The sequence below is a fragment of the Rhizobium laguerreae genome, from assembly GCF_019778565.1.
In the GTDB taxonomy this organism is placed as follows: domain Bacteria; phylum Pseudomonadota; class Alphaproteobacteria; order Rhizobiales; family Rhizobiaceae; genus Rhizobium; species Rhizobium laguerreae.
This window is the reverse complement of the sequence record NZ_JAAXQT010000016.1, coordinates 68,843-90,789: the sequence shown is the minus strand read 5'-3', so window position 1 is coordinate 90,789 and position 21,947 is coordinate 68,843. Positions and strand designations below refer to the sequence as shown.

17 protein-coding genes are annotated in these 21,947 nt (G+C 60.8%); 4 read left to right on the top strand and 13 right to left on the bottom strand.

From position 1 onward, the window contains the following. The first annotated feature begins 62 nt into the window (after positions 1-62). The 4 genes from HFO71_RS33520 to HFO71_RS33505 all read left to right on the top strand — a co-directional run bounded on the left by HFO71_RS33520 (position 63) and on the right by HFO71_RS33505 (position 5,816). Entirely contained in the window at positions 63-1,097 is a 1,035-nt protein-coding gene (locus HFO71_RS33520) for a LacI family DNA-binding transcriptional regulator (protein WP_221989008.1), read from the top strand. 37 nt (positions 1,098-1,134) lie between these two features. After that, the gene (locus HFO71_RS33515) at positions 1,135-2,232 is read left to right on the top strand and encodes an ABC transporter ATP-binding protein (protein WP_221989006.1); all 1,098 of its coding nucleotides are present in this window, start codon (positions 1,135-1,137) and stop codon (positions 2,230-2,232) included. A gap of 2 nt (positions 2,233-2,234) precedes the next feature. Then, on the top strand, positions 2,235-4,478 hold the full coding sequence (locus tag HFO71_RS33510) for a glycoside hydrolase family 95 protein (RefSeq protein ID WP_221989004.1): 2,244 nt from the start codon (positions 2,235-2,237) through the stop codon (positions 4,476-4,478). Positions 4,479-4,886: 408 nt separating this feature from the next. Next, complete coding sequence (locus HFO71_RS33505) at positions 4,887-5,816, top strand: aldo/keto reductase (protein WP_221989002.1); 930 nt, start codon at positions 4,887-4,889, stop codon at positions 5,814-5,816. Between the two features lie 171 nt (positions 5,817-5,987). On the opposite strand, the gene HFO71_RS33500 is transcribed toward HFO71_RS33505, so the two are convergent. From HFO71_RS33500 to HFO71_RS33440, 13 genes are all read right to left on the bottom strand, one after another. Continuing rightward, positions 5,988-6,773 carry an SDR family oxidoreductase gene (locus HFO71_RS33500; RefSeq protein WP_221989000.1) on the bottom strand — a complete coding sequence of 262 codons (786 nt, stop codon included), beginning with the start codon at positions 6,771-6,773 and terminating at the stop codon, positions 5,988-5,990. A gap of 46 nt (positions 6,774-6,819) precedes the next feature. After that, the gene (locus HFO71_RS33495) at positions 6,820-7,593 is read right to left on the bottom strand and encodes an SDR family NAD(P)-dependent oxidoreductase (protein WP_221988999.1); all 774 of its coding nucleotides are present in this window, start codon (positions 7,591-7,593) and stop codon (positions 6,820-6,822) included. A 10-nt stretch (positions 7,594-7,603) separates the two neighbouring features. Beyond that, positions 7,604-8,938 (bottom strand): dihydroorotase, encoded by a 1,335-nt coding sequence (locus HFO71_RS33490; RefSeq protein ID WP_245007067.1) that lies wholly within the window; start codon positions 8,936-8,938, stop codon positions 7,604-7,606. 17 nt (positions 8,939-8,955) lie between these two features. Then, complete coding sequence (locus HFO71_RS33485; protein ID WP_221988995.1) at positions 8,956-10,647, bottom strand: thiamine pyrophosphate-requiring protein; 1,692 nt, start codon at positions 10,645-10,647, stop codon at positions 8,956-8,958. Then, entirely contained in the window at positions 10,640-11,548 is a 909-nt protein-coding gene (locus HFO71_RS33480; protein WP_221988993.1) for an allantoinase PuuE, read from the bottom strand. The genes HFO71_RS33485 and HFO71_RS33480 overlap by 8 nt, the downstream gene beginning before the upstream one ends. Further along, positions 11,548-12,585 (bottom strand): NAD-dependent epimerase/dehydratase family protein, encoded by a 1,038-nt coding sequence (locus tag HFO71_RS33475; protein WP_221988991.1) that lies wholly within the window; start codon positions 12,583-12,585, stop codon positions 11,548-11,550. The genes HFO71_RS33480 and HFO71_RS33475 overlap by 1 nt, the downstream gene beginning before the upstream one ends. Positions 12,586-12,618: 33 nt before the next feature. Continuing rightward, complete coding sequence (locus tag HFO71_RS33470; protein ID WP_221988989.1) at positions 12,619-13,380, bottom strand: SDR family NAD(P)-dependent oxidoreductase; 762 nt, start codon at positions 13,378-13,380, stop codon at positions 12,619-12,621. After that, on the bottom strand, positions 13,377-14,810 hold the full coding sequence (hydA, locus tag HFO71_RS33465) for a dihydropyrimidinase (protein WP_221988988.1): 1,434 nt from the start codon (positions 14,808-14,810) through the stop codon (positions 13,377-13,379). Before hydA ends, HFO71_RS33470 begins: the two co-directional genes overlap by 4 nt. Continuing rightward, a complete protein-coding gene (locus HFO71_RS33460) occupies positions 14,807-16,066 on the bottom strand; it encodes an MFS transporter (RefSeq protein ID WP_221988987.1) in 1,260 nt (419 codons plus the stop codon). The genes hydA and HFO71_RS33460 overlap by 4 nt, the downstream gene beginning before the upstream one ends. Continuing rightward, positions 16,066-18,120, bottom strand: coding sequence for an ABC transporter ATP-binding protein (locus tag HFO71_RS33455; RefSeq protein WP_245007066.1), 2,055 nt, complete (start codon positions 18,118-18,120; stop codon positions 16,066-16,068). The genes HFO71_RS33460 and HFO71_RS33455 overlap by 1 nt, the downstream gene beginning before the upstream one ends. 32 nt (positions 18,121-18,152) lie before the next feature. Continuing rightward, positions 18,153-19,028 carry an ABC transporter permease gene (locus HFO71_RS33450; RefSeq protein WP_221979147.1) on the bottom strand — a complete coding sequence of 292 codons (876 nt, stop codon included), beginning with the start codon at positions 19,026-19,028 and terminating at the stop codon, positions 18,153-18,155. A gap of 3 nt (positions 19,029-19,031) precedes the next feature. Further along, positions 19,032-20,045 carry an ABC transporter permease gene (locus tag HFO71_RS33445; RefSeq protein ID WP_077976335.1) on the bottom strand — a complete coding sequence of 338 codons (1,014 nt, stop codon included), beginning with the start codon at positions 20,043-20,045 and terminating at the stop codon, positions 19,032-19,034. A gap of 70 nt (positions 20,046-20,115) precedes the next feature. Beyond that, positions 20,116-21,795, bottom strand: coding sequence for an ABC transporter substrate-binding protein (locus HFO71_RS33440; RefSeq protein WP_210283465.1), 1,680 nt, complete (start codon positions 21,793-21,795; stop codon positions 20,116-20,118). Positions 21,796-21,947 lie beyond the last annotated feature (152 nt).

The window sequence follows — 21,947 nt, the reverse complement described above, 5'->3', positions numbered from 1 at the left end:
ACGACGGAAAAGCGCTTCCCCCGGCGCTATTTCCCCTCAATGAGTGCAGGAGCCCGCTCGACATGCGACAGACGGACCGGACGGCCGGAAAGAGACGCGGAGCCACGATTATCGACGTTGCCAGGGTGGCGGACGTCGCTGTCGGCACCGTGTCGCGCTATCTCAACGGCGAGACGATCCGCCGGTCGAACCGCGAACAGATCGAGCGCGCAATCCAGGATCTGGGCTACCGGCGCAATGCCGCAGCGGCCTCGATCCGTACCGACCTTACCCATATGATCGGCTTCCTGGTGCCGACCTTCGACGAATTCCATGCCCGGATGTTGGAACATCTGGCCAATTCCGTGCGGCAGACCGGACGAGCGCTCTTGACCTACTGTCATGGCGGCGATCCGCGCGTGGTCGCCGAGGCTCTCGATTTCTTTGCCGCGCAACGCGTCGATGCACTGGTCATGGACGGCACGGCTGAGGTCTATGATCGCGTCGACGACCTGATCCATCACGACATTCCGATCATCTTCTACAATAACGACGTGCGTGGGCTCGCGGCGGACCGGGTGATGGTCGAAAATCACCGCGCGAGCTACCGCCTAATCAGCCATTTGATCGATCTCGGCCATACGCGCATCGGCATGCTGACGGGTGACCCGCGCAATTCGTCGGGAATCGAACGCCTGGCCGGATACGAGCAGGCGCTGCGCGACCGGGGCATCGTGGTGGATGCTTCCCTGGCAGTGCGCGGCAACTGGCGCATGGATGGCGGCTACGAGGCGACCAAGCGACTGATGTCGCTGGAAAGCCCACCCACAGCTATTTTCTCCGCCAATTACGGCATGGCGGTCGGGGCGCTCAGCTGGCTGAAGGAGAACGGCCGTCACGTGCCCGACGATATCTCGCTGGCGAGCTTCGACGACGTGGCGATCTTCCGCCTCTATGAGGCCGGCATTACGGCGGTCGCCCAGCCAGTCGCCAGCATTGCCGAGACCATCACCGACATTCTCGTGGAACGCCTGACGGAACCATCAGGAGGGGCGACCCGCAGCGTCGTTCTTGAATGCGACATCATTTTGCGGGGCTCAACGCGACGGATCACCTGACGCGTTCTGCCCGCCAAGCGGTTAAAGGGAGGAAGCTTTGGCCAGCGTAGAATTACACGATATCGACAAGTCCTATGGCAGTTTCGAAGCAATCGAAGGGCTCAATCTAAGCGTTGATGACGGCTCCTTCACTGTCTTTGTCGGCCCTTCCGGCTGCGGGAAATCGACACTGCTGCGTATGATCGCCGGCCTTGAAAAGATCACCGCTGGCGATCTCAAGATTGATGGGCGGCGCATGAACGAGGCCGATCCGATCGAGCGCGGCGTCGCCATGGTCTTCCAGAACTATGCCCTCTATCCGCATATGACGGTCGAGCAGAATATCGGCTTCTCGCTGCGCATGGCCGGCATGAGCAAGGCCGATATCGACAGGAGCGTCGCCGCTGCGGCCGAAACCTTGCAAATCGAACCGCTGCTCAAGCGCAAGCCTGCTCAGCTCTCGGGCGGCCAGCGCCAGCGCGTCGCCATTGGCCGGGCGATCGTGCGCAATCCGGCTGTCTTTCTGTTCGACGAACCGCTGTCGAACCTGGATGCAGAGCTCCGCGTCTCCATGCGTGTCGAGATCGCCAGGCTGCATCGGCGCATCGGCGCCACGATGATCTACGTCACCCATGACCAGACCGAGGCGATGACACTCGCCGACAAGATCGTCGTCATGCGCGCCGGCAAGATCGAGCAGACAGGTACGCCCGATACGCTTTATGCCGACCCCGACAACCTCTTCGTCGCCGGTTTCATCGGCTCGCCGCGCATGAATTTCCTGGATGGCACGCTCGAGCCCAACGGCGTGGTTAGGCTCGATTGCGGCGCTGTCTTCAGGACCGCTCTCTTGCACGGCGCAGGCGACATTCCGATCAAGGCAGGCATTCGGCCCGAGCACTTTACCGGACGCGACGAGACCGGCGGTGCGATCGAGCTCAAGGTCGATGTGGTGGAAAATCTCGGCGGCACCCGTTTCATCTATGGCACGCTGAATTCCGGGCAGGCCGTGATCATAGAGGACCGCTCCGAGACCATCCGCCGTCCGGGGGAAATCGTCACTGCCGGCTTCCCCGCACGAAGGGCCTTGCTCTTCGGTGGGGACGGCGAGCGCATCCGCGGTTCGCGCCCGGAAAACACCCTTCCGGCGGCGTAGCCATGACCGCTCATCTTCTCTGGTACGATACGCCCGCACAGCTGTGGACCGACGCGCTGCCGCTCGGCAACGGCCGGCTCGGCGCCATGGTCTTCGGCGATCCCCTGCGCGAACACCTGCAGATCAACGAATCCACCTTCTGGGCCGGCGGCCCCTATCAGCCCGTCAATCCAGACGCTTTTGATCATCTGGAAACCGTGCGGCAGCTGATTTTCGACGGCCGCTATGCGGACGCCGAGACGCTGGCCGAGAAACATCTGATGGCACGGCCGATCAAGCAGATGTCCTACCAGCCGATCGGCGATCTCCACCTGGAATTCGATCACCGCGAGAGCGTCTCGGGGTATCGGCGTGCGCTCGATCTCGATACCGCCATCGCTACCTCGTCCTACACTGCCGACGGCATCGCCTACCTGCGCGAAGCCTTCGTGTCGCCGGTCGATGGTGTGCTGGTCCTACGCCTCTCGGCCGACCGGAAACGCGCGATCAACTGCCGGATCTCCATCGACAGTCCGCAGCAGGGAGAGATCCGCATAGGCGAGCGATCCCAGCTGAGCTTTTCGGGGAAGGGCAAAGCAGAATCCGGCATTGCCGCCGCTCTCCGGTTCGCCTTCGGCATCCGGCTTATCAACAGCGGTGGAACGGTGAACGCTTCGGGCGGAGGCCTGTCGGTGGAAGGCGCTGACGAGGTTCTGGTCTTTCTCGATGCGGCGACCAGCTTCAAGCGCTACGACGACGTCACGGGACATCCCGAGCGCGATATCGTCGATAGGCTCGAAAGAGCCGCTTCGCGCGACTTCGAATCGTTGCGCGACGACCATATCGAGGAGCATCGGCGGCTGTTTGGCGTATTCGCCATCAATCTCGGATCGACGCCTGCAGCGTCGCTTCCAACCGACCAACGTATCGCTGGATTCGCTGATGGCGATGATCCGGCGCTGGCGGCGCTTTATGTGCAGTTCGGCCGCTATCTGATGATTGCCTCCTCGCGTCCCGGGACACAACCGGCCAATCTGCAGGGCATCTGGAATGCGGAAACCGATCCGCCCTGGGGCAGCAAATACACAGCCAACATTAATCTCCAGATGAACTATTGGCTGCCGGCACCGGCCAATCTGCCCGAGTGCCTCGAGCCGCTCGTCGAAATGGCCGAAGAGCTTGCCGAGACCGGCAAGGCGGTGGCACATGTACACTATCGGGCCCGCGGCTGGGTCATGCATCACAATACCGACCTCTGGCGCGCAACGGGACCGATCGACGGCGCCAAATGGGGCCTCTGGCCAACGGGCGGTATCTGGTTGATGGCCCAGCTGCTGGACGCTTGCGACTACCTTGATGACGCCGAAGCGATGCGACGTCGACTGTTTCCGATCGCCCGGGAGGCGGCGCACTTCCTCTTCGACGTGCTCGTCCCGTTCCCAGGCACGAATTATCTGGTGACGAGCCCCTCGCTTTCACCCGAAAACGCACACCCGTACGGAGCTTCGATTTGCGCCGGTCCGGCGATGGATAGCCAACTCGTCCGTGATTTTTTGGGTCTCCTGCGCCCTCTCGCAGTCTCGATCGGTGGAGAGACCGATCTCGTCGCCGACATCGATCGTGTGCTGCCGCGCCTTGCGCCCGACAGGATCGGCGCGAACGGACAGTTGCAGGAATGGCTCGAAGACTGGGACATGCAGGCGCCGGAGATGCATCATCGCCATGTCTCGCATCTCTACGGCCTCTATCCGAGCTGGCAGATCGACATGGACAGAACCCCGGACCTCGCCGCCGCAGCCCGCCGTTCACTGGAGATCCGCGGGGACGACGCGACGGGGTGGGGCATTGGCTGGCGCATCAACCTTTGGGCGCGGCTGCGTGATGGCAACCATGCCCACAACGTACTGAAACTGCTTCTCACGCCGGAACGAAGCTATAAAAACCTCTTCGACGCTCATCCGCCCTTTCAGATCGACGGAAATTTCGGCGGTGCGGCAGGCATCGTGGAGATGCTCGTGCAGTCGCGCTCGGGGGAAATCCATTTACTCCCCGCGTTGCCGACGGCATGGCCGGCCGGCAGTATCCGTGGCTTGCGGCTGCGCGGCGGCATGCTGCTCGACCTTGACTGGGAGGATGGCAAACCGCTGACGATCAGGCTCACGGCTTCGCGCAATGTCAGTTCGATCCTTCGCTTCGGCCAAACGCGACGCAAAGTCGATCTCGCCGCCGGCGAAAGCTTTTTCGAGGGCGGAAGCGAATTGCGTTAAATCCGTGCGGACGACGGGCTGGCCTGGGCTCGTACGGCACACGGGTTGTCCGATCTGTCGGAGCCGGAGCTTGCGGCTACACGCCGGACGTCGAGATTGTCGAAGACGGTGCTTGCACTCGAGCGCAAGGACCCGAAGGCTGCAGGCGACGCTATGATCGCGTCACGCAGGCACGCGACGGGCTTTTAAGAAAGACGGCCGAGACCATCGTTTAGCGTCAGAAACACGCTTGCTTGAAAGTGATCAGAGCAAATCGCGCCGATGATGAGGTCATAGCTCGCGCGGCGCATCGTTCGCGACAATAGGCAATCGCAGGAGCGGCTTCTCGCCCGGCGAGCATGCGGCCAATCAAATTTGTTACCAGAAGTGAAGTCAGCCAGTTTGCAACCTGCATGAGGTTTTACTGAAATGAAAACATACACGCTTCCACAGACCGACCTCAAAGTGTCGAGTATCATTCTCGGAATGATGCGGATCGCCAATATGAGCAATGGCGAAATCCAGCGATTGGTTGGCAGCGCACGCGATGCCGGTGTGACTTATATCGACTATGCGGACGTTTATGGCGGTGCGCCGCATCGCTGCGAGGCTCGTTTCGGCGACGCGATCTCCCTCACAGCCGCCGAACGTGAGAAGCTTGTCATTCAGAGCAAGGTCGGAATCCGCAAGGGATTTTTCGATTTCTCCACCGAGCATATTCTGGCCTCGGTGGATCAGTCGCTCGCAGCGCTGAAGACCGACTATCTGGACGTGCTTCTGCTGCATCGTCCTGATACGCTTGTCGAACCCGAAGAGGTTGCTGCGGCCTTCGACAAACTTAAATCTGCCGGAAAGGTCCGCCATTTCGGCGTTTCAAACCATACACCTGGCCAGGTCGATCTGCTGAAAACCGCGGTCAAGCAACCGCTCATCGTCAATCAGGTACAGCTTAGCATCACGCATGCGCCGCTGATTGCATCGGGCGTTGCAGCCAATATGGCCGGGCTCGACCAATCGGTCGACCGCGACAACGGTCTCCTCGATTATTCTCGTATCAACGGGATAATGCTACAGGCCTGGTCGCCTTTCCAGAAGGGCTTCTTCAATGGAGTCTTCCTCGGCGATAACGAGAATTTCGCCGATCTGAACGGCGTAATCGACGAACTCGCCAAGGCTTACGGCGTAACGCCGACGGGTATCGCGGTTGCGTGGATCACCCGTCATCCGGCAAAAATCCAAGTCGTGCTCGGCACTACGAAGCCGGAACGTGTCGTCGAAGCCGCGGCCGGCTCTTCTATCTCGATGTCCCGCGAGGAATGGTATCGTCTCTTCCGAGCTGCGGGACATACTCTGCCCTAACCCGCATTCGATGGTGCCTGTCCATTGGAAATTCGATGGCTCCGCCCATGAGTGCGAGTTAAAGCCATAGCAAACATCGCTGGCCAACCGATGGCTTCTTCTCGCAGTCAAGGCAGTCGAAATTTCAGTCAAAGGCCCTGCTTTCCGAGAGAAATTGAAGGCAGGGCGCGATCACACGCTCGAGATTAGACCCCCGTCCACTCGGATCACCGATCCGGTCAGATAGGAGGCGCGGCTGCTTGCCATGAACGCGACAACGTCGGCATATTCCTGCGGTTCGCCATAGCGCCCGACGGGAATCGATGCAGTGCTTGCCGCTGAAATCGCTTCGACGGCCTTCCCTTCGCGCTTCGCCTTCTGTTCGTCTAGGAAAGCGATACGCTGCGTGGCGACACGACCTGGCAAGACGATATTGACGGTCACGCCATCACGACCGACCTCACCCGCCAAGGTTTTCGACCAGCCGAGAAGCGACATGCGCAGCGAATTCGAAAGTCCGAGGTTAGGGATGGGCGCCACAACCCCCGACGATGTCGAGGTGATGATGCGTCCCCACTTCTTTTCACGCATCCTGGGAAGCACGGCATCGGAGATTGCTATGACTGACAGCACCATGCTGTCAAAATATTTGCGCCAGCTCTCGGCGTTCTGACCGGACACCGGCGTGGGCGGTGGGCCGCCGGTGATATTGACAAGAACGTCTACCGAACCGAGCTGCTTGTCGATGGCGGCGAGATTGGGCTCGATCACGCCGAGTTCGGCAAGGTCCCATTGAAGCGCCATCGCTGAGCCGCCAGCCGTGCGGATATCGGTAACCGTCTTTTCCGCTGCTTCCTTGTTGATATCTGCGACCGCGATCCGCGCGCCTTCGACGGCGAGCGTTTTAGCAATTGCCCCGCCAAGCCCGCCGCCGGCGCCCAATACCAGGGCAGTCTTGCCTTTCAATCCGAGATCCATGGTCCGTTTTCCTTCCGTTATTGGCGATCTTCATACGCTGTGATCATCAGCCCGCCATCCAGCCGCCATCGACCATCAGGTTAACGCCGGTCATGTAGCTCGCCATGTCGCTGGCGAGGAAAAGCGCGGCACTCGCGACATCGTGTGGCTCGCCGAGCCGCGGCCAAGGGGTGCGACGGCGCGAATAATCGAGAGCGTCGGGATCGTTGGCGACACCCGGTTTGCCGGTGACGATCTTGCCGGGGGCGATCGCATTGCAAACGATGCCTGCCGCAGCATGGTCGACGGCAATTTGCCGGGTCATCTGCACGACTGCACCCTTGCTGACGCCGTATGGGAAATCACCAGGGCAGGCGACCATGCCGTGCTGCGATGAAATGTTGATGATGCGGCCACGCGTTTCACCCGTCGGCTCCTGCGCCAGAAATTGCTGCGCGGCTCGCTTGCAGCAATAAAAGAACCCGGTGACATTGACGGCGATCACCCTATCCCATTGTTCAGGCGAGGTTTCAAGGAGATTGGTCGAGGTGTAGATCGCTGCATTGTTGACCATGATGTCGAGCCGACCGAACTCTTTCACCGTTTGTGAGACCAGCGCATCGACGTCAGCCCAGTTGGAGATGTCGGTCCTTACGAACATGCCCTCTCCGCCTGCCGCAACGATGCAGGAAAGGGTCGTTTCGCCCCCTTCGATCGGAGCCTCCAAGACGTCGGCGATCACGACGACCGCGCCCTCTTCGGCGTAGCGAAGCGCGATCGCGCGGCCGAGGCCGGAGCTCGCGCCGGTGACAATGGCAATTTTCCTGTCGAGCAAAGGCATCGGCATTCCTTTATGCAGTCCTGCGGACGACTTGGCCGCGACGGGGATTAATAAGCGTTCCGTCTTTGACGATGCGTGCGCCGCGCAGGAAGACGTCGGTCAACCGGCCGGCCGTGCGCCTGCCGTGAAATGGTGAATAGGCGGCACGGGAGGCCTGCTCGGTATTGGTGATAACAGCCGATCGGTCCATATCGACAATTAGAATGTCGGCATCGCTGCCGACGGTAATCGACCCTTTTGAACGTCCAAGTCCGAAGCGACGGGCGGGATTGTAGGCGCAGATCCGCACGAGATCCGTAAGCCCTATTACCTTCTCCGCCACAAGGTCCAGCATCACCGAGAGCAATGTCTGAAGACCCGGCATCCCGCCGGGAATATCTGCGAAAGATCCATAGACTGCCGACTTTTCAGCCGGGCTGTGCGGCGCATGATCCGTCGCCATGATTGTGATCAGGCCCTCAGAGACCGCTCGGCGCAAGGCCGCGACATCGTCGCCGCCGCGAAACGGAGGCGATCCCTTCAGCCGGGCACCTTCCGTCTCGTAGTCGTCGGATGTGAAGGACAGGTTCTGCGGTGTCGTTTCGACGGTGACATCAGCCATGCTCTGAAGACGGCGCCAGGTCTCGACGCCGAGCCTCGAATTGATTTGACGCACATGCACGCGCGCTCCGGTCTCAGCCGCCGCCAGTACGGCGCGTGCGATACCGCCGGCCTCGGCGAGCGGCGGTCTGCTGGCCAGAAATGCCGGAATGCCAACACCTCGCTCACGCAAGCCGGCTCCCTCGAGGATCGACTGGTCGCCGGGGGAAACGCCTATCACCGCGCCGGTACCCGCCAGCCGGCGCAGCATCTCAGTGACAGCATCCAGACTATCGAACCGATAGTCGACGGGTACGTCGGCCGTGAACAGTTCAAGAGAGACCGGCGACAAAGCAAGCAGGTCCTCCAGGCCGTCATAACTCTTCGAAACCACGGCCTGAAAGCCGACATCGACATGAATACCCCCCGCCGCGCTTGCCATCTTATCCGACAATTGCTGTGCAGTGGCCGTCCAGGGATCGTCCGTCGGCATGTCGAGGATGGTCGTCACGCCGCCGAGCGCCGCTGCGTGTGTGCCGCTTTCGAAATCCTCCTTCTGCGTCATTCCCGGTTCGCGCAGATGAACATGCGCATCGACCAGGCCGGGCAGCACCTTTTTGCCGCTCGCATTGATGAAGCCGCGTGCCATGGCGGGCTCGCCAGGCGCAAGGAGGGCCGCGACGCGTCCGTCGAGAATGCCGATATCCGCAGGAAGTTGACCGCTTGCGTTGACGACCATGCCGCCGGTGATCAGCGTGTCGAACATAGTCGCCTCCGCCTCCCCTACCATAGACCCGCGAGCCGCGGCTCTTCGTGCGTGACGACCTCGACAAGGGCCGCCTGCCCGGCCTTGACCTTGTCGAGGGCACGTAGCAACGCGGGGCGCAGCATTTCCGGGTCCGCGACGCATTCCGCGTAACCACCGAGAGCTTCCGCGATCGGCGCGTAACTGCCTGTCACCCGGTTCGCGCCGTATTTCGTGGTGGCGATCGGCATGCTCTTCGCGTAGCCGCCGAGCACGTTGTTGCGCAGCACGATGGTCAAGACAGGCAGATTGCAGCGGACAGCGGTTTCGAAGTCGATGCCGACCATTCCGAATGCGGACTCTCCCATCAGATTGACGACGGTCGCATCGGGGCGAGCAAGCCTGGCTCCCATCGCAAAGCCTAGGCCGCTTCCGAGCTGAGTGGTCTTGCCCCAACCGATGTAGCTGCCGGGTGTGCTTGCCACATAAAATGGGCAGAACTGGTCGCGCGGATTGCCGGCGTCGTGCGTCACGATCGAGGTCTTCGGATCGATCGCCTGCATGATCTCCCAGACGACACGGTAAGGTGAGATCGGCGTGCTGTCCGATGTCAGGAGCGGCATCCATTTTTCCATGAAAGCCGCGCGAACGGCAGCGATCTCCGCCGCCGGCTGCTGACGTTCGCCGAGAGGCAGGTGATCGCGACGGATGAGTGCGATCATCTGTTTCAGGACCGAGGCGGCGTCTGCGACCACACCCTGGGCAATCGCATAGTCCTTGCCGAGATCCGCATCGTCGAGCGTGACATGGAGGATGGTTTTATCTTCGGGAACCGGCAGGATGTAGTAAGAGCGCGTCAGGCTGCTGCCGAGCGCGAACACCACGTCGGCCTTTGCTAGAAAATGGTCGACGGTCGCGGGTCGGGCACGCCCGGCTGTTCCGAGAGCAAGCGGATGGTCTTCCGGAAAAGCGCTCTTGCCGTTCGGTGTCGTCATGACGGGAATGTTCAAGAGTTCGGCAAGCTCGATCAGTTCCGGCGTCGCCGAGGCTGACAGCACTCCCTGCCCCGCGAGAATGACTGGATTTTTGGCGGCCAGCAGGCTTTCGGCCAGATCGACCACCTCACGATCACCGGCCTGCGGTACGCTGCGGCGCGGTCGGCGATGATCCGCCGGCAGAGCATCAAGCCTCTCGGCCAGCAGATCGACAGGCAATTCGAGCAGGACCGGCGCCGGCGGCCCATTCCTGACACGCGATATCGCCGCATGCATGAGCTTGGGCAGATCATCGACCTGCATTGCCGCCTCACACCATTTGGTAATGTGCCGAAAGTTGCGGCGAGATTCGAAATTCGGGGCGACGGCTTCTGATCCGCGCGGGTAGCCGGTCGGCAGGAACAGCATCGGTACGCGGTCGTTGAAAGCCTGGGCAATGCCGGCAAATGCACTTTCGGCTCCTGGGCCATATTGCACAGTGACAACGGCAAGCTCCCTGCCGGCCGTCGCCCGGGCGTAGCCCTCTGCGATATTGACGGCGACGCGTTGCGTCCGTGCGATCAGCGGCGGAATGTCGAGCGCCGCTGAGGCATCGAAAAGCTCGCTTGCTGGAAAGCCAATGATCTGCTTGACGCCTTCCTCCTTCAGGACCCCAGCAACATATTCTGCGCCGCTCATCGTTTTCGCCTCGGCGGGCAAATGGCCATCCGGCAGTGCATGCGTGCCGTCAGCCATGATGATCGATCCAGTAACGGGCTATATCTTCGCGCCGCATGAAGGCCGCACCTGGCGTTTTCTTGACGTGCTCGATCACGTCACGCAGCCCCCAGGCGCGATTGGGCTGGCCCGTCCAGCGGGCGTGCACGCCAATCGTCAGCATACGCCCGCCGGTTTCGTCTGCTTCGCCAATCATGTAGTCGATAGCCGATCGGCAATCCTCGGCAAAATCGCGCGGATTGCTGTAGCCGGGCGCGATCAGATAGCGGCTGTCGTTCAGCGTCTTCGAATAGGGCACGACGAGAAGCTTCGTACCCTCGTGATCGAGGAAATACGGAAGATCGTCGTTGCAGGGGTCCGAATAGTAGAGGAAGCCGCCTTCCCTGACGATCAGGTCACGGGTGTTGACGCTTGGAAAGGATCGACAATTCCAACCCAGCGGCCTTATGCCGGTCAATTTCTCATAAAGGGCGAGTGCTTCGTGAAGCTGCCGCTCCTCCTCATCGCGCGGCATGCCGGAATATTCGCTCCAGCGCAGCCCGTGGCCGAGCAGATCGTGGCCGCGGGCATTCATCCACTCGACGACAGCCGGGTTCCTCTCCAGCGCAACGGCACAGGCCGAGATCGTTACCGGAATATCGTAGCGGTCGAACAGGCGCGCCAGGCGCCAGACGCCGGCGCGACTGCCATATTCGAAATGGGTCTCGGTGCCGAGGTCGCGCAGCGGCGGGCTGCTTGGAATGTTGTACTCGCCCCAGTTGTCGTTTCGTCCGTCTTCAAGCCAGGAATATTCGGCCCCCTCCTCGTAGTTCAGCACGAGGTTGATCGCCAGCTTGACGCCACCTGGCCAGGAGATGACCGGTGGGTTCGGGCCATAGCCGACAAAATCGCGCAATTGGTCTTTTGCAGCAGCGCTCATCACTTTCCCTCGCTCTGATTTTCGTTCTCGACGATCCAGTCCATGTAGTCGTGGAACGACTGCCTGGCGCTGCGTGGCTGCCAGCCCGTGTCGCGCGTGATCCGGGCGATGTCGTAGGCTCCCCACATGCCGTCCTTCAGTGAAACGTCCTGGATGACGTTGGCGGTATCCGCGGGGCTCACCTCGACCTGCAGGGACGGCGCGCGCTCCTTCGCCCAGCCGATGATGTCGCCGATGGTCGAAGTCTCGCCACTGCCGATATTGTAGTGCCGGTAACGGAGGCGCTCTGCGAGAAGCAGCGCGATGATTGCGTCGGCCACATCCGTGGAAGTGACATAGTCGCCGACAGGTTCCAGGCTATTCGGGCGCACCGTCTCCCCTGCAAGCGCCATATGGGCGACGCGGTTTGGAACATGCCGGAAATTGCGGCTGCCGGTGACCCGATCCATCGGCCCATAAACCGATGCAAGCCGGACGGAGGCTGCCGACAGGCCGAAAAGATCTGCGTAGCGGTTGACGACCATCTCTGCTGCAAATTTGGAGATGCCATAGAGTGTCAGCGGTGCAACATAGCCGTCTTCGGGAAGCGGTTCGCCCGTCCAGTCCGGCCCGTGATGACGGTAGACCGAGCCCGAACTGACGAAGACGAGGCGTTGAAAGCCCGGACGCTTTCTCAGCCATTCGAGAATGTGCACGGTGCCCATGAAATTGACATCGACGATCCTGGCGGGATCTTCGGCTTCGGGTTGGCGCTTTGCCTCGGCGGCACTGCCGCGCGAGATGGGGGTGACGGTGGCGCCGTGCACCACGTAGCGGATATCGTGGTCGTCGAGTGTCGCTTCCCATTGAGCAGGTTCGCAAATGTCGGCCATGATCACGGTCAGTCGATCGCGGACCGGCGCAAAATAGCGCTCCGCCATCGCATCAAGGCCGGCGCGATCGAGAATGACAACACGCGCCTTGGCATCGCGTTCGAGCCATTCCCGCGCAAGGACGCTCATGACGAAGCCGGTTCCGCCGGTGACGAGAAGGGTCATTTCAAATCCATCCAAAGATTTTCAATACAGATATCAGCGCGTCGTGTAGCCGCCGTCGGCCAGGAGATCGGTTCCGGTGACGAAGGATGCATCCGACGACAACAAAAAGGCCGTGGCGGCGGCTATTTCCTCCGGTTGTCCGATGCGTCCGAGCAAATGCGCAGGCCCCAGCCCGGCATTGGCCGCCTCGAGATCCGGCCACCGTTGCAGGAGTCGCGGAGTGGCGACAGCGCCGGGCGAAAGGCTGTTGACGCGGATGCCATCCGCCGCATGGTCAACCGCCATAGCCTTGGCGAGATGCACGAGACCGGCCTTTGCAGCACAGTAGGCGACGGCCTTGCCGGTTGCCACGTGAGCAAATTGCGATGCGATGAAGACGACGGAACCGCCGCCACCTTCGATCATGGCCGGGAGCGCGTGTTTGCTGGCAAGGAAGGCACCGGTCAGGATGACACCGATCTCCAGCTGCCATTGCTGCTCGGCAAGATCGATAACCGTACCATCCATCGATGGAGCAGCCGCGTTGTGCACAAGACCGTCGAGGCGACCGAAACGCGCCACTCCAGCCTCCACCGCACGCTTGACCGAGCCGCTCTCGGTAACCTCGCACTGAATGCCCAGTGCCTGCGGGCCAAGCGATTTTGCAAGCGTGTCGGCACTATCGAGCGATTGGTCTGCGCAGATCACGAAGGCTTTCTCGTCGATGCAGCGGCGCGCGATCGCCGCGCCGATGCCGCTTGCTGCGCCGGTCAGAAAGAGCACTTTTCCGTCAAGGCGTGACATCGGCGTGGTCATGATGCGAGAACCTTTGAAGGTCCCTGCTGCGGCGGGAAAGGCCGCTCTCTGGCGATGAATTGGCCACGGCCCGGTTCCGCCAGGATCTTTCCGTTGTCCCAGACGATATCGCCCCGCGAGATCGTCATGATGGGCCAGCCCTTGACGACCTGTCCTTCATAAGGCGTGTAGTCAGTCGCGTGATGCAGGAGCGAGTTGGTGATCGTCGTGCTGCGATCCGGATCCCAGATCGCGATATCGGCGTCTGCGCCTACGGCAATCCTGCCCTTGCGCGGATGAAGACCGAACAGCCGCGCCGGGGCGCCGGCGGTCAGGTCAGCGAATTTCTGCAGCGAGATCAGGCCGCCATTCACGCCAGCAGAAAAGAGCAAAGCGAGCCGTGTCTCGATACCGGGAATACCGTTAGGAATACGGTGGAACGGTGTCCCCGGCCCGCCCGCTATCTTATCCGCATAGTGCCACGGCGAATGGTCCGAAGAAAAAACCTCCAGCGTGCCGTCGAGGATACCGGCCCAGATTGCCGGCTGGTTCGACTTGTCGCGTGGCGGCGGCGTGCAGACGCATTTGGAGCCTGAGAGATCATGGGTGTCGATATCTTCGGCCGAAAGGAAAAGATATTGGGGGCAGGTTTCGGCGTAGATCGGAAGCCCCCGCGCCTTGGCGCGTCGGATTTCTTCGACGGCGCCGCCCGCAGCGACATGGCTGACGAGAATCGGCGTCTCGATCAGCTCCGAAAGGCTGATCGCCCGGAAGGTCGCTTCACGGTCGCCGATCGCCGAATGCGCCTTTTCGTGATAGCGCAGCTCGGTCTTGCGCGAGGCGATGAACTTTTCGGTCAACCAGCGAATGCAGGCATCGTTTTCCGCGTGAACCATGACCATCGCGCCTTGAGCACGCGCAAGGTCGAGCACATTCAACACCTCATAATCGTCGAGCTTCAGCCCGTCATAGGTGAGGTAGATCTTGATCGAAGTGCAGCCCTCGGCAATCAGCTGAGGGATCTCGTCGCGCAACACTCCGGCTGACGGATCGCCGACGATCAGGTGAAAACCATAGTCGATACGCGCTTTCGAATGGGCGCGCTCGTGATAATCCTCGACGATGTCGCGTAGCGACTGGCCACGCATCTGCATGGCGAAAGGCACCACAGTTGTCGTGCCGCCGCACATCGCCGACAGCGTGCCGGTGTTGAAATCGTCCGCTGTCGCCTTCCCTTCCCAGGGCTGCTGATCCATGTGGCAATGGCTATCGACGCCGCCGGGCAGCACGACACACCCCTCGGCCACGACTTCATGTTTCCCCTCGGGCAGATCCGGCCCGAGCGCCGCAATCGCGCCGTCGCGAACGCCGATATCGATCTGCCTGGTTGAATCCGGCAGTACCACACGGCCACGACGGATCACGAGGTCATAAGGCTTGGCGGGCGTCATTCGCTTCCTCCCGAAACAGGGCAAGGTTTGGTGGCGCCGATCGGACGGCGAAAGAGATTGAAGCAGGCAGCGACAGCAACCAGGAACGCCCCGCTCCCGAGCAGAAGGAAGAGTGCCTGCGGTGCAAACAGCTCCATCAGCTGGGCGGCGAGCCCAGGTGTCATGATGTTGCCGATCGAATAAAGGAGCAGCAGGCTACCCGATGCCGAGACCATATGATGGCTGTCGAGCTGTGAGTTAGCGTAAGCGATACCGACCGGATAAATCGTCAGCGCAATTGCGCCATAGGCGAAAAACAGACCGTAGAGAAGCATCTGCGGATAGCTTCCAGGCCAGGCGATTGCTGCGCACAGTCCTGCTCCCGCCAATCCCTGAACGAGAAGTAGAACGCGCCGGTCCATACGATCCGACAACCATCCGACCGGCGCCTGAGCGAGCATGCCGCCCAGGCTGAAGGCGGTTACCAGCGTCACGGCGACCGCCGCGTCGAGATGCACCCGCTCCGCATAGATCGGCGTCATCGTATAGACATTCATATTCGTCATGCCCGCTTGAAAGACGCAGACGACAGCCACCGGTGCGAGAGCGGCGAGCCGCCAAATGCCGTACCGATTCCCGGAGTGGGCGCTACCGGCCTCGACCGCTACTGCCAGCGGCAGGTGCAAGGTGGGCCAAGGTCCATCCACAAAGCGGGCGTAGATCAGTCCAAGCAGGATGACGCCGAGCACGATCTGAAAGAGATGGGGAGAGTCCGCTCCGGCCGCTTCGACAAGCAATTGCGCAAACAGGGTCGCCAGCGACGTCATCAGCATATAGAGCGAGAAATAAGCTCCGCGGTTCTTCTGGTCAGCGTAGAGATTGATCCAGCTTTCGGACACGACGAACAGCGTTGCGATGGAAAAACCGTTTATCAGACGCAGGCAGAACCAGACCGGAGCGGCTTGCGTCAGCATGTAGCCGCAGGCGCCGAAAGCAGCGAGCAATGCGACGGCCAGGAAAGCCCGTTCATGTCCCAGGCGGACAACCATGACGCGAGCTGAGAGGCAGCCGGCAAGGAAGCCTACGGGAAACGCCGTCAGCAACAACTGGACGATGTGGGGATCGATTGTGGGGTCACTAAGGTGCAGAGAAACCGTGGTCGTCAGAAGAGAATTGCCAGTCGCGACGATGCAGATGCTCGCCATGACATGCAGGATTGCACGAAGCCCTGCGGCTTTCCGCCAGAAGTCACCAATCCGATCGGGATCGCGCATCATTATGCCTTTTCGGCGAAAGCAAGGACGGAAGGTCGGGCGGCCAGCTCTGCCTGATCGATGTGGCAGAGAATCTCGTGCGTATCGGACATCTTGCGCAGTGGGGGCGGAGCGGTGTCGCAGATGCTGCCGAGCTTGCGATGGCACCGCGTCGCAAAACGGCAGCCGGCGGGTACGTTGACCGCGCTCGGTGTTTCGCCGGACAGGCGAATACGCTCGCGCGGCGCTTCATCCGGGTGCGGGCTGCGGATCGCCGAGAGAAGTGCTTCGGTATAGGGATGCGCACCCTCACCGAAGACTTCCTCGACGGTTCCCTGCTCCATGATCTTGCCAAGATACATGACCACAACCTTGTCTGCCACGTGACGAACCAGCGCCAGGTCGTGGCTGATGAACAGCATCGTGGCATGCTTTTCCCGTTGAATATCGAGAAGAAGCGTCACGACCGCGGCCTGCACCGAAACGTCGAGTGCCGAGACCGGTTCGTCAGCGACGATGAGCGAAGGTTCGGCCGCAAAGGCGCGTGCGATGGCGATACGCTGCTTCTGACCGCCGGACAGCTGGTTCGGCTTTCTGTCCGCGACGGCTGGAGATAGACGCACCATTTCCAGGAGCTCGCGGACGCGCTGTTCGATCTCCGCCTTTCCTTTGCGGATACCGAATTTCTTGATCGAACGACGAATGGAAAAAGCGGCCGAATGCGAGGGATTGAGGGTACTATCCGGATTTTGAAAGATCATCTGGATCTGTTGCAACAGCGCGCGTGGACGTTCGCTGGCCTGCAGTTCGGCGATGTTCTCGCCAGCCATGCGGATTTCGCCCGACGTCGCCTTGTCGAGACCCGTCACGATGCGCGCCAGCGTGGATTTTCCGCAGCCCGACTCGCCGACCAGCGCCACGATCTCGGCTGTTGCCGCTTCGAAACTGATCGCTTCGTTTGCCTTGACGGTCTTCCGGCGGCCGACGGGGTAGAGACGGTTCACATCAGACAATGTTATCGCCGTCGATCTTGCAATCATCTGTGTCTCGACCGGAGCAACCGTCGCTTCTCCTGCCGAAATTTCGGGCCAGCGGACGCAGCGCACCAGATGCTCTTCCGCCGCCGGCTCCAGAGCAAGGTCCGGACGGTCGCAGAGGCCGGAGACAAAACTCGAACAGCGCGGCCCGAACAGACAGCCCTGCGGCCGTTCCTGCGGCAGCGGGATCGAGCCCGGGATGGCAGCGAGCGTGCGGCTGCGCTTATCGCCGGTAATGTCGGGAATGCAATCGATAAGGCCGCGCGTATACGGATGTTTCGGCCGGCGGAATACTTCTGATGTCGTTCCCTCTTCTACCATCTGGCCGGAATACATGATGCCGAGACGATCGCAGCTTTCCGCGATCAAACCGAGATTGTGCGAGATGAACAGCAGGCTGGTCGAATAGCGTTGGCGCAATTCGGCGATCAGATCGATGACCGCAGCCTCGACAGTCACATCGAGGCCGGTTGTCGGTTCATCGAGCAGCAACAGCGACGGTTTGGCAAGCAATGCCATGGCGATGACCACGCGCTGTTGCTGCCCACCGGAGAGCTGATGCGGATATCGCTTCATCATGTCACCAGGGTCCGGCAAGCGGACGTCGGCAAGCATCGCTTCCGCCATGGCCATCGCGTCTTTCTTGCTGGCGCCCATGTGAAGCAGGGGGACTTCGGCAAGCTGCGCACCGATCGTCTTCACCGGATTGAGCGCACTCATCGGATCCTGGTAGACCATCGCAATCTGCCGCCCGCGGATGGAACGCAGTTCCTTGGGGGAGGCATCGACCAGTTGCTTGCCGTTGAAGCGGATGCTGCCGCCGGCAACAACGCCGGTCGCGCCGAGATAACCCATGATCGCCATGGCCGTCGTGCTCTTGCCGCAGCCCGATTCACCCACGAGACCGTAGCTTTCGCCGGGCATAAGCTTGAACGAGAGATCGGGGATCGCAACCACCGTTTCGCTCCTGCCGCGAAACTCGATGCGCAGGTTCCGAATGTCGAGAACGGGTTCGCGATCGGTCATTGGCGTGATGGACATGGCCGCTCCTTGAAGACTGGACGCGATGATGTTCATGGTTTCCATGCCTCCCGCATGCCGTCGGCGAGCAGGTTGAAGCCGAGGACCAGGCTGACGAGCGCGGCAGACGGGATAAGCGACATGTGTGGCCAGACGTTCAGTACAGTGACACTTTCCTTGACCATGCCACCCCAGTCCGGGTTCGGTGGCGGCAAACCGAGGCCGAGGAAACCGAGGATGCCGATGGTGATGATCGTGTAGCCGATGCGCAGACAGGCATCGACGATCAGCAGGCTGCGGCAGTTCGGCAGCAGTTCGACGATCATGATGTAGAGCGTGCTTTCCGCACGCAGCTTTGCTGCCGCGACATATTCCTGCTGCTTCAGACCCAGCACCAGGCCGCGCGTTATGCGACCGATACCCGGCGCCGAGGCGATCATCGTCGCAATGACGATGTTCAGGACCGACGGTCCGATATTGGCGATCAGGATGACGTAGATAACGAGAACCGGAAATGCCAGGATGATGTCCGAGAAGCGGCTGATCAACACGTCGACCCAGCCCCCATAATAGCCTGCAATCATCCCCATCGTGATGCCGACGATCATGGCAACCGCCACCGACAGCGGCGCAACGGAGAGCACGGTGCGGGCGCCGAAGATCAACCGTGACACCATATCACGACCGAGAATATCGGTTCCCAGCCAGTGGGCAGCGGAAGGATAGGGGTTGCTCATCGCCATGACATCGGAATCCGTCGGCGACGGTAGCGGCAGGACGGGCGCAAGAAGGGCTGCAAGTACCCAGAAGAGAACAAGGCACAGCCCGACGACGGCCGTGCGCGAATGAAAGATGCGCATCCAGTTGGGCCTTGCAGCACGCTTTGGCGGTGCGGCGATCACTCCACTGATATTGCCTCGAACAGCCATGATTTACCTCACCCGGATGCGCGGATCGAGCAGCATGTAGCCAAGGTCGCCAAGCAGCTGCGTGACAACGGCGATGGCGACGGTGATCAATGTAGCGGCCTCGAGCGTTGCGATATCGCCGAACAGACTTGCATCGAGGATCAGGCGGCCGAAGCCCGGATAGGCAAAGACGAGCTCGGTGACGACGACGCCGCTGATCAGGAAGTTAATTTGCAGCAGGAGCACGGTGAACGGCGCGATCATCGCATTCCGCAACGCGTGGCCGAGAACCATGCGGCGCGTGCTCATGCCCTTCAGGATTGCGGTGCGGATATAGGGCCGCTCCATGACGCCGATCATCGAGACCCGGATCATGCGGGCCACATAGCCGAAGTCATAGATGACGAGCACCGCGACGGGCAGGACGAACTGATACGGCACAGCCCAGCCGCCATCGCTGTTGAGCGGACTGGTGCCTGGCAGGATCGGCCAGAGGATCACGAAAAGCGTCACCAGGAAGACGCCTGACGCGAACTCCGGAATAGACGTGAAGGTGATACAGATGACCGATAGCGTCCGGTCGAGCACGCCACCCTCTTTCAACCCCGACAGGATGCCGAAAACGATCGACAGCGGGACGATCAGCAAGAACGCCAGCCCGGCGAGGATCGAGGTATTGCCGAGACGATCCCAGATGACATCGTTGACGGGCAGCTTGTTCAGGGTGGAGTAGCCGAAGTTGCCGAAGTACTGGGCGCCGCGCGGATCCTTGAAGTTTAACCCAGTGGTCGGATCCTGAAGCGGATCGGGAATTGCGCCGACGAGCACACCGAGCCAGCGGCCGTAGCGTACCAGCAGCGGATCATTGGCCTTCAGTTTCTGCGACAGCAGGTCCACCTGCTGCTGGGTAGCGAAAGGACCGAGCGATTTGCGCGCCACGCTGCCGGGAGTGAACTCGCAGACGGCGAAGACGAGAAACGAAGCACAGAGCATCGTCACGACCATCATCGCCAAGCGCTTGAGGAAGAAATTCGCCATAGCCGGAGGAATCCGAATGTCCGAGCCCAGCACCCGACCGCGCGAACGCGGCCAGGCGCCAGCCGGGAGGTTACGCCGAGATCGCGTATTGATGCGCGAAGATGTATTGAGAAGGATGGAGCTCGAAGCCCTTGACCTTCTTGTCCATGACGGTCGAGAAGACGCGCCAGAAGGGCTGAACGATCGGCCCGTCATCCTGCATGATCGCCTCGATCTTCGCCATGACCTTGCTGCGTTCCTTCGGATCGAGGATGCCCTCGGCTTCGGTCAGCAGCTTGTCGAAATCCGCGTTGGAATAATTGGACTCGTTCCAGGCGGCATTCGAACGATAGGCAAGCGACAATGTCATGATTGCCAGCGGCCGGTGGCCCCAGGCAGTCAGGCTGAACGGCGCGGTGGTCCAGACTTCCCAATATTGGGCGCTGGGCAGGGACTTGATGTTGATCTTGACGCCGATGTCCTTGAACTGCTCGGCAAGGACCTGCGCCGTGTTCAGTTCCCAGATCGGATCGGGACGCGTGACCATGTCGAATTCGAAACCATCCGGATAGCCGGCGTCGGCCAAAAGCTTCTTCGCTTTCTCGATGTCGCGGGGGTATTTCGGCAACGCCGCATATTCGGGATGCGAGGGCGCGACGTGATGATCTTCGGCAGGAATACCGGCACCGAGAAGTGCCGTCTGAATGACCTTATCGCGGTCGATCGCATAACGCATCGCCTGGCGCACGCGTTTGTCCTTGAACTGGTCGATATCGGGATGCATGCGGGCGACGACCGTCTGGGTCGTCTCGACCTGATAAACGGCGACATGCGGGAAATTTTTCATCGCATTGATCTGAACGGCATCGGCTTCCGACAGGCCATCGACCTGCTTGGAGGCCATGGCCGCGATACCTGCACCTGGGTTGTCGCCGAGGTCGACATATTCGAACGTGTCGAGATAGGGGCCAGTGCCCCAATAGTCGGTGCGGGCTTTGTACTTGGCACCCTTGCCGACGACATATTCGGTGATAACGAAGGGACCCGTGCCGTTCGCATCCGCACCGAAGGCGCCATTTTCTTCCGGATCGATGATGAACATCGGGTAGTGATAGAGGTGCTCGGGCACGGCAATTTGCGGCGAGGAGCAGTTGAGGCGGACAGTGTGATCGTCGACCTTCTCGATGGCGTTGTCGGCCCAGAGCTTGCTCGACTTCTTGGGATTGCCCTTCTCGTCCTTTTCGCCGGTTTCGTATTCCTGCATGAGATAGCCGGTGAAGAGCCCGAGCATCGACGAGCCGATGGCTGGATCGCAGACGCGCTTCAGGTTCCAGATCACATCGTCGGCCGTCAGCGGCCTGCCCTTGCGCCACTTGACGTCCTTGCGCACGTGCAGGGTCCACGTCTTCAGGTCGTCGCTGACTTCCCATTTTTCCAGTAGATAAGGATGGGTAATGTTGTTGCGATCGGTGAGGGTCAGATATTCGCAGACTTGGCGGATGACGTTCGACTTTTCGGCAAAGTCGGCCAGATGCGGATCCTTGATTTCCATGCAACGCATGCCGATGCGCAGGTTTCCGCCCTTCGGCATTTCGTCGGCCCGGGCGGCGTCGCCCAGCATCGGAACGCCGGCCAAAGAATATGCGGCTGCGGCCGAAACACCAAGAAGCGTCGCTTTTCGCAGAAATTCTCGGCGGCCGATCGAGCCGCTCGACATCTGTTCAACCAGAGTCGGGATATAGGAATGCTGAGACTTGTCCACGGTAGTCATCTCCTAGTTAGCGCTTTAACTGTTCCGAATTTTTGTTGGTCGGACCGGCCGGGAAGACACTCGCCCCAGGCTCGGTCGCAGCGGACTTTTGTCCGTCACCCATCCGTCTTCGTTCAAGTTAAAACGGGATGGACCTCCGCGACATGCGGTGA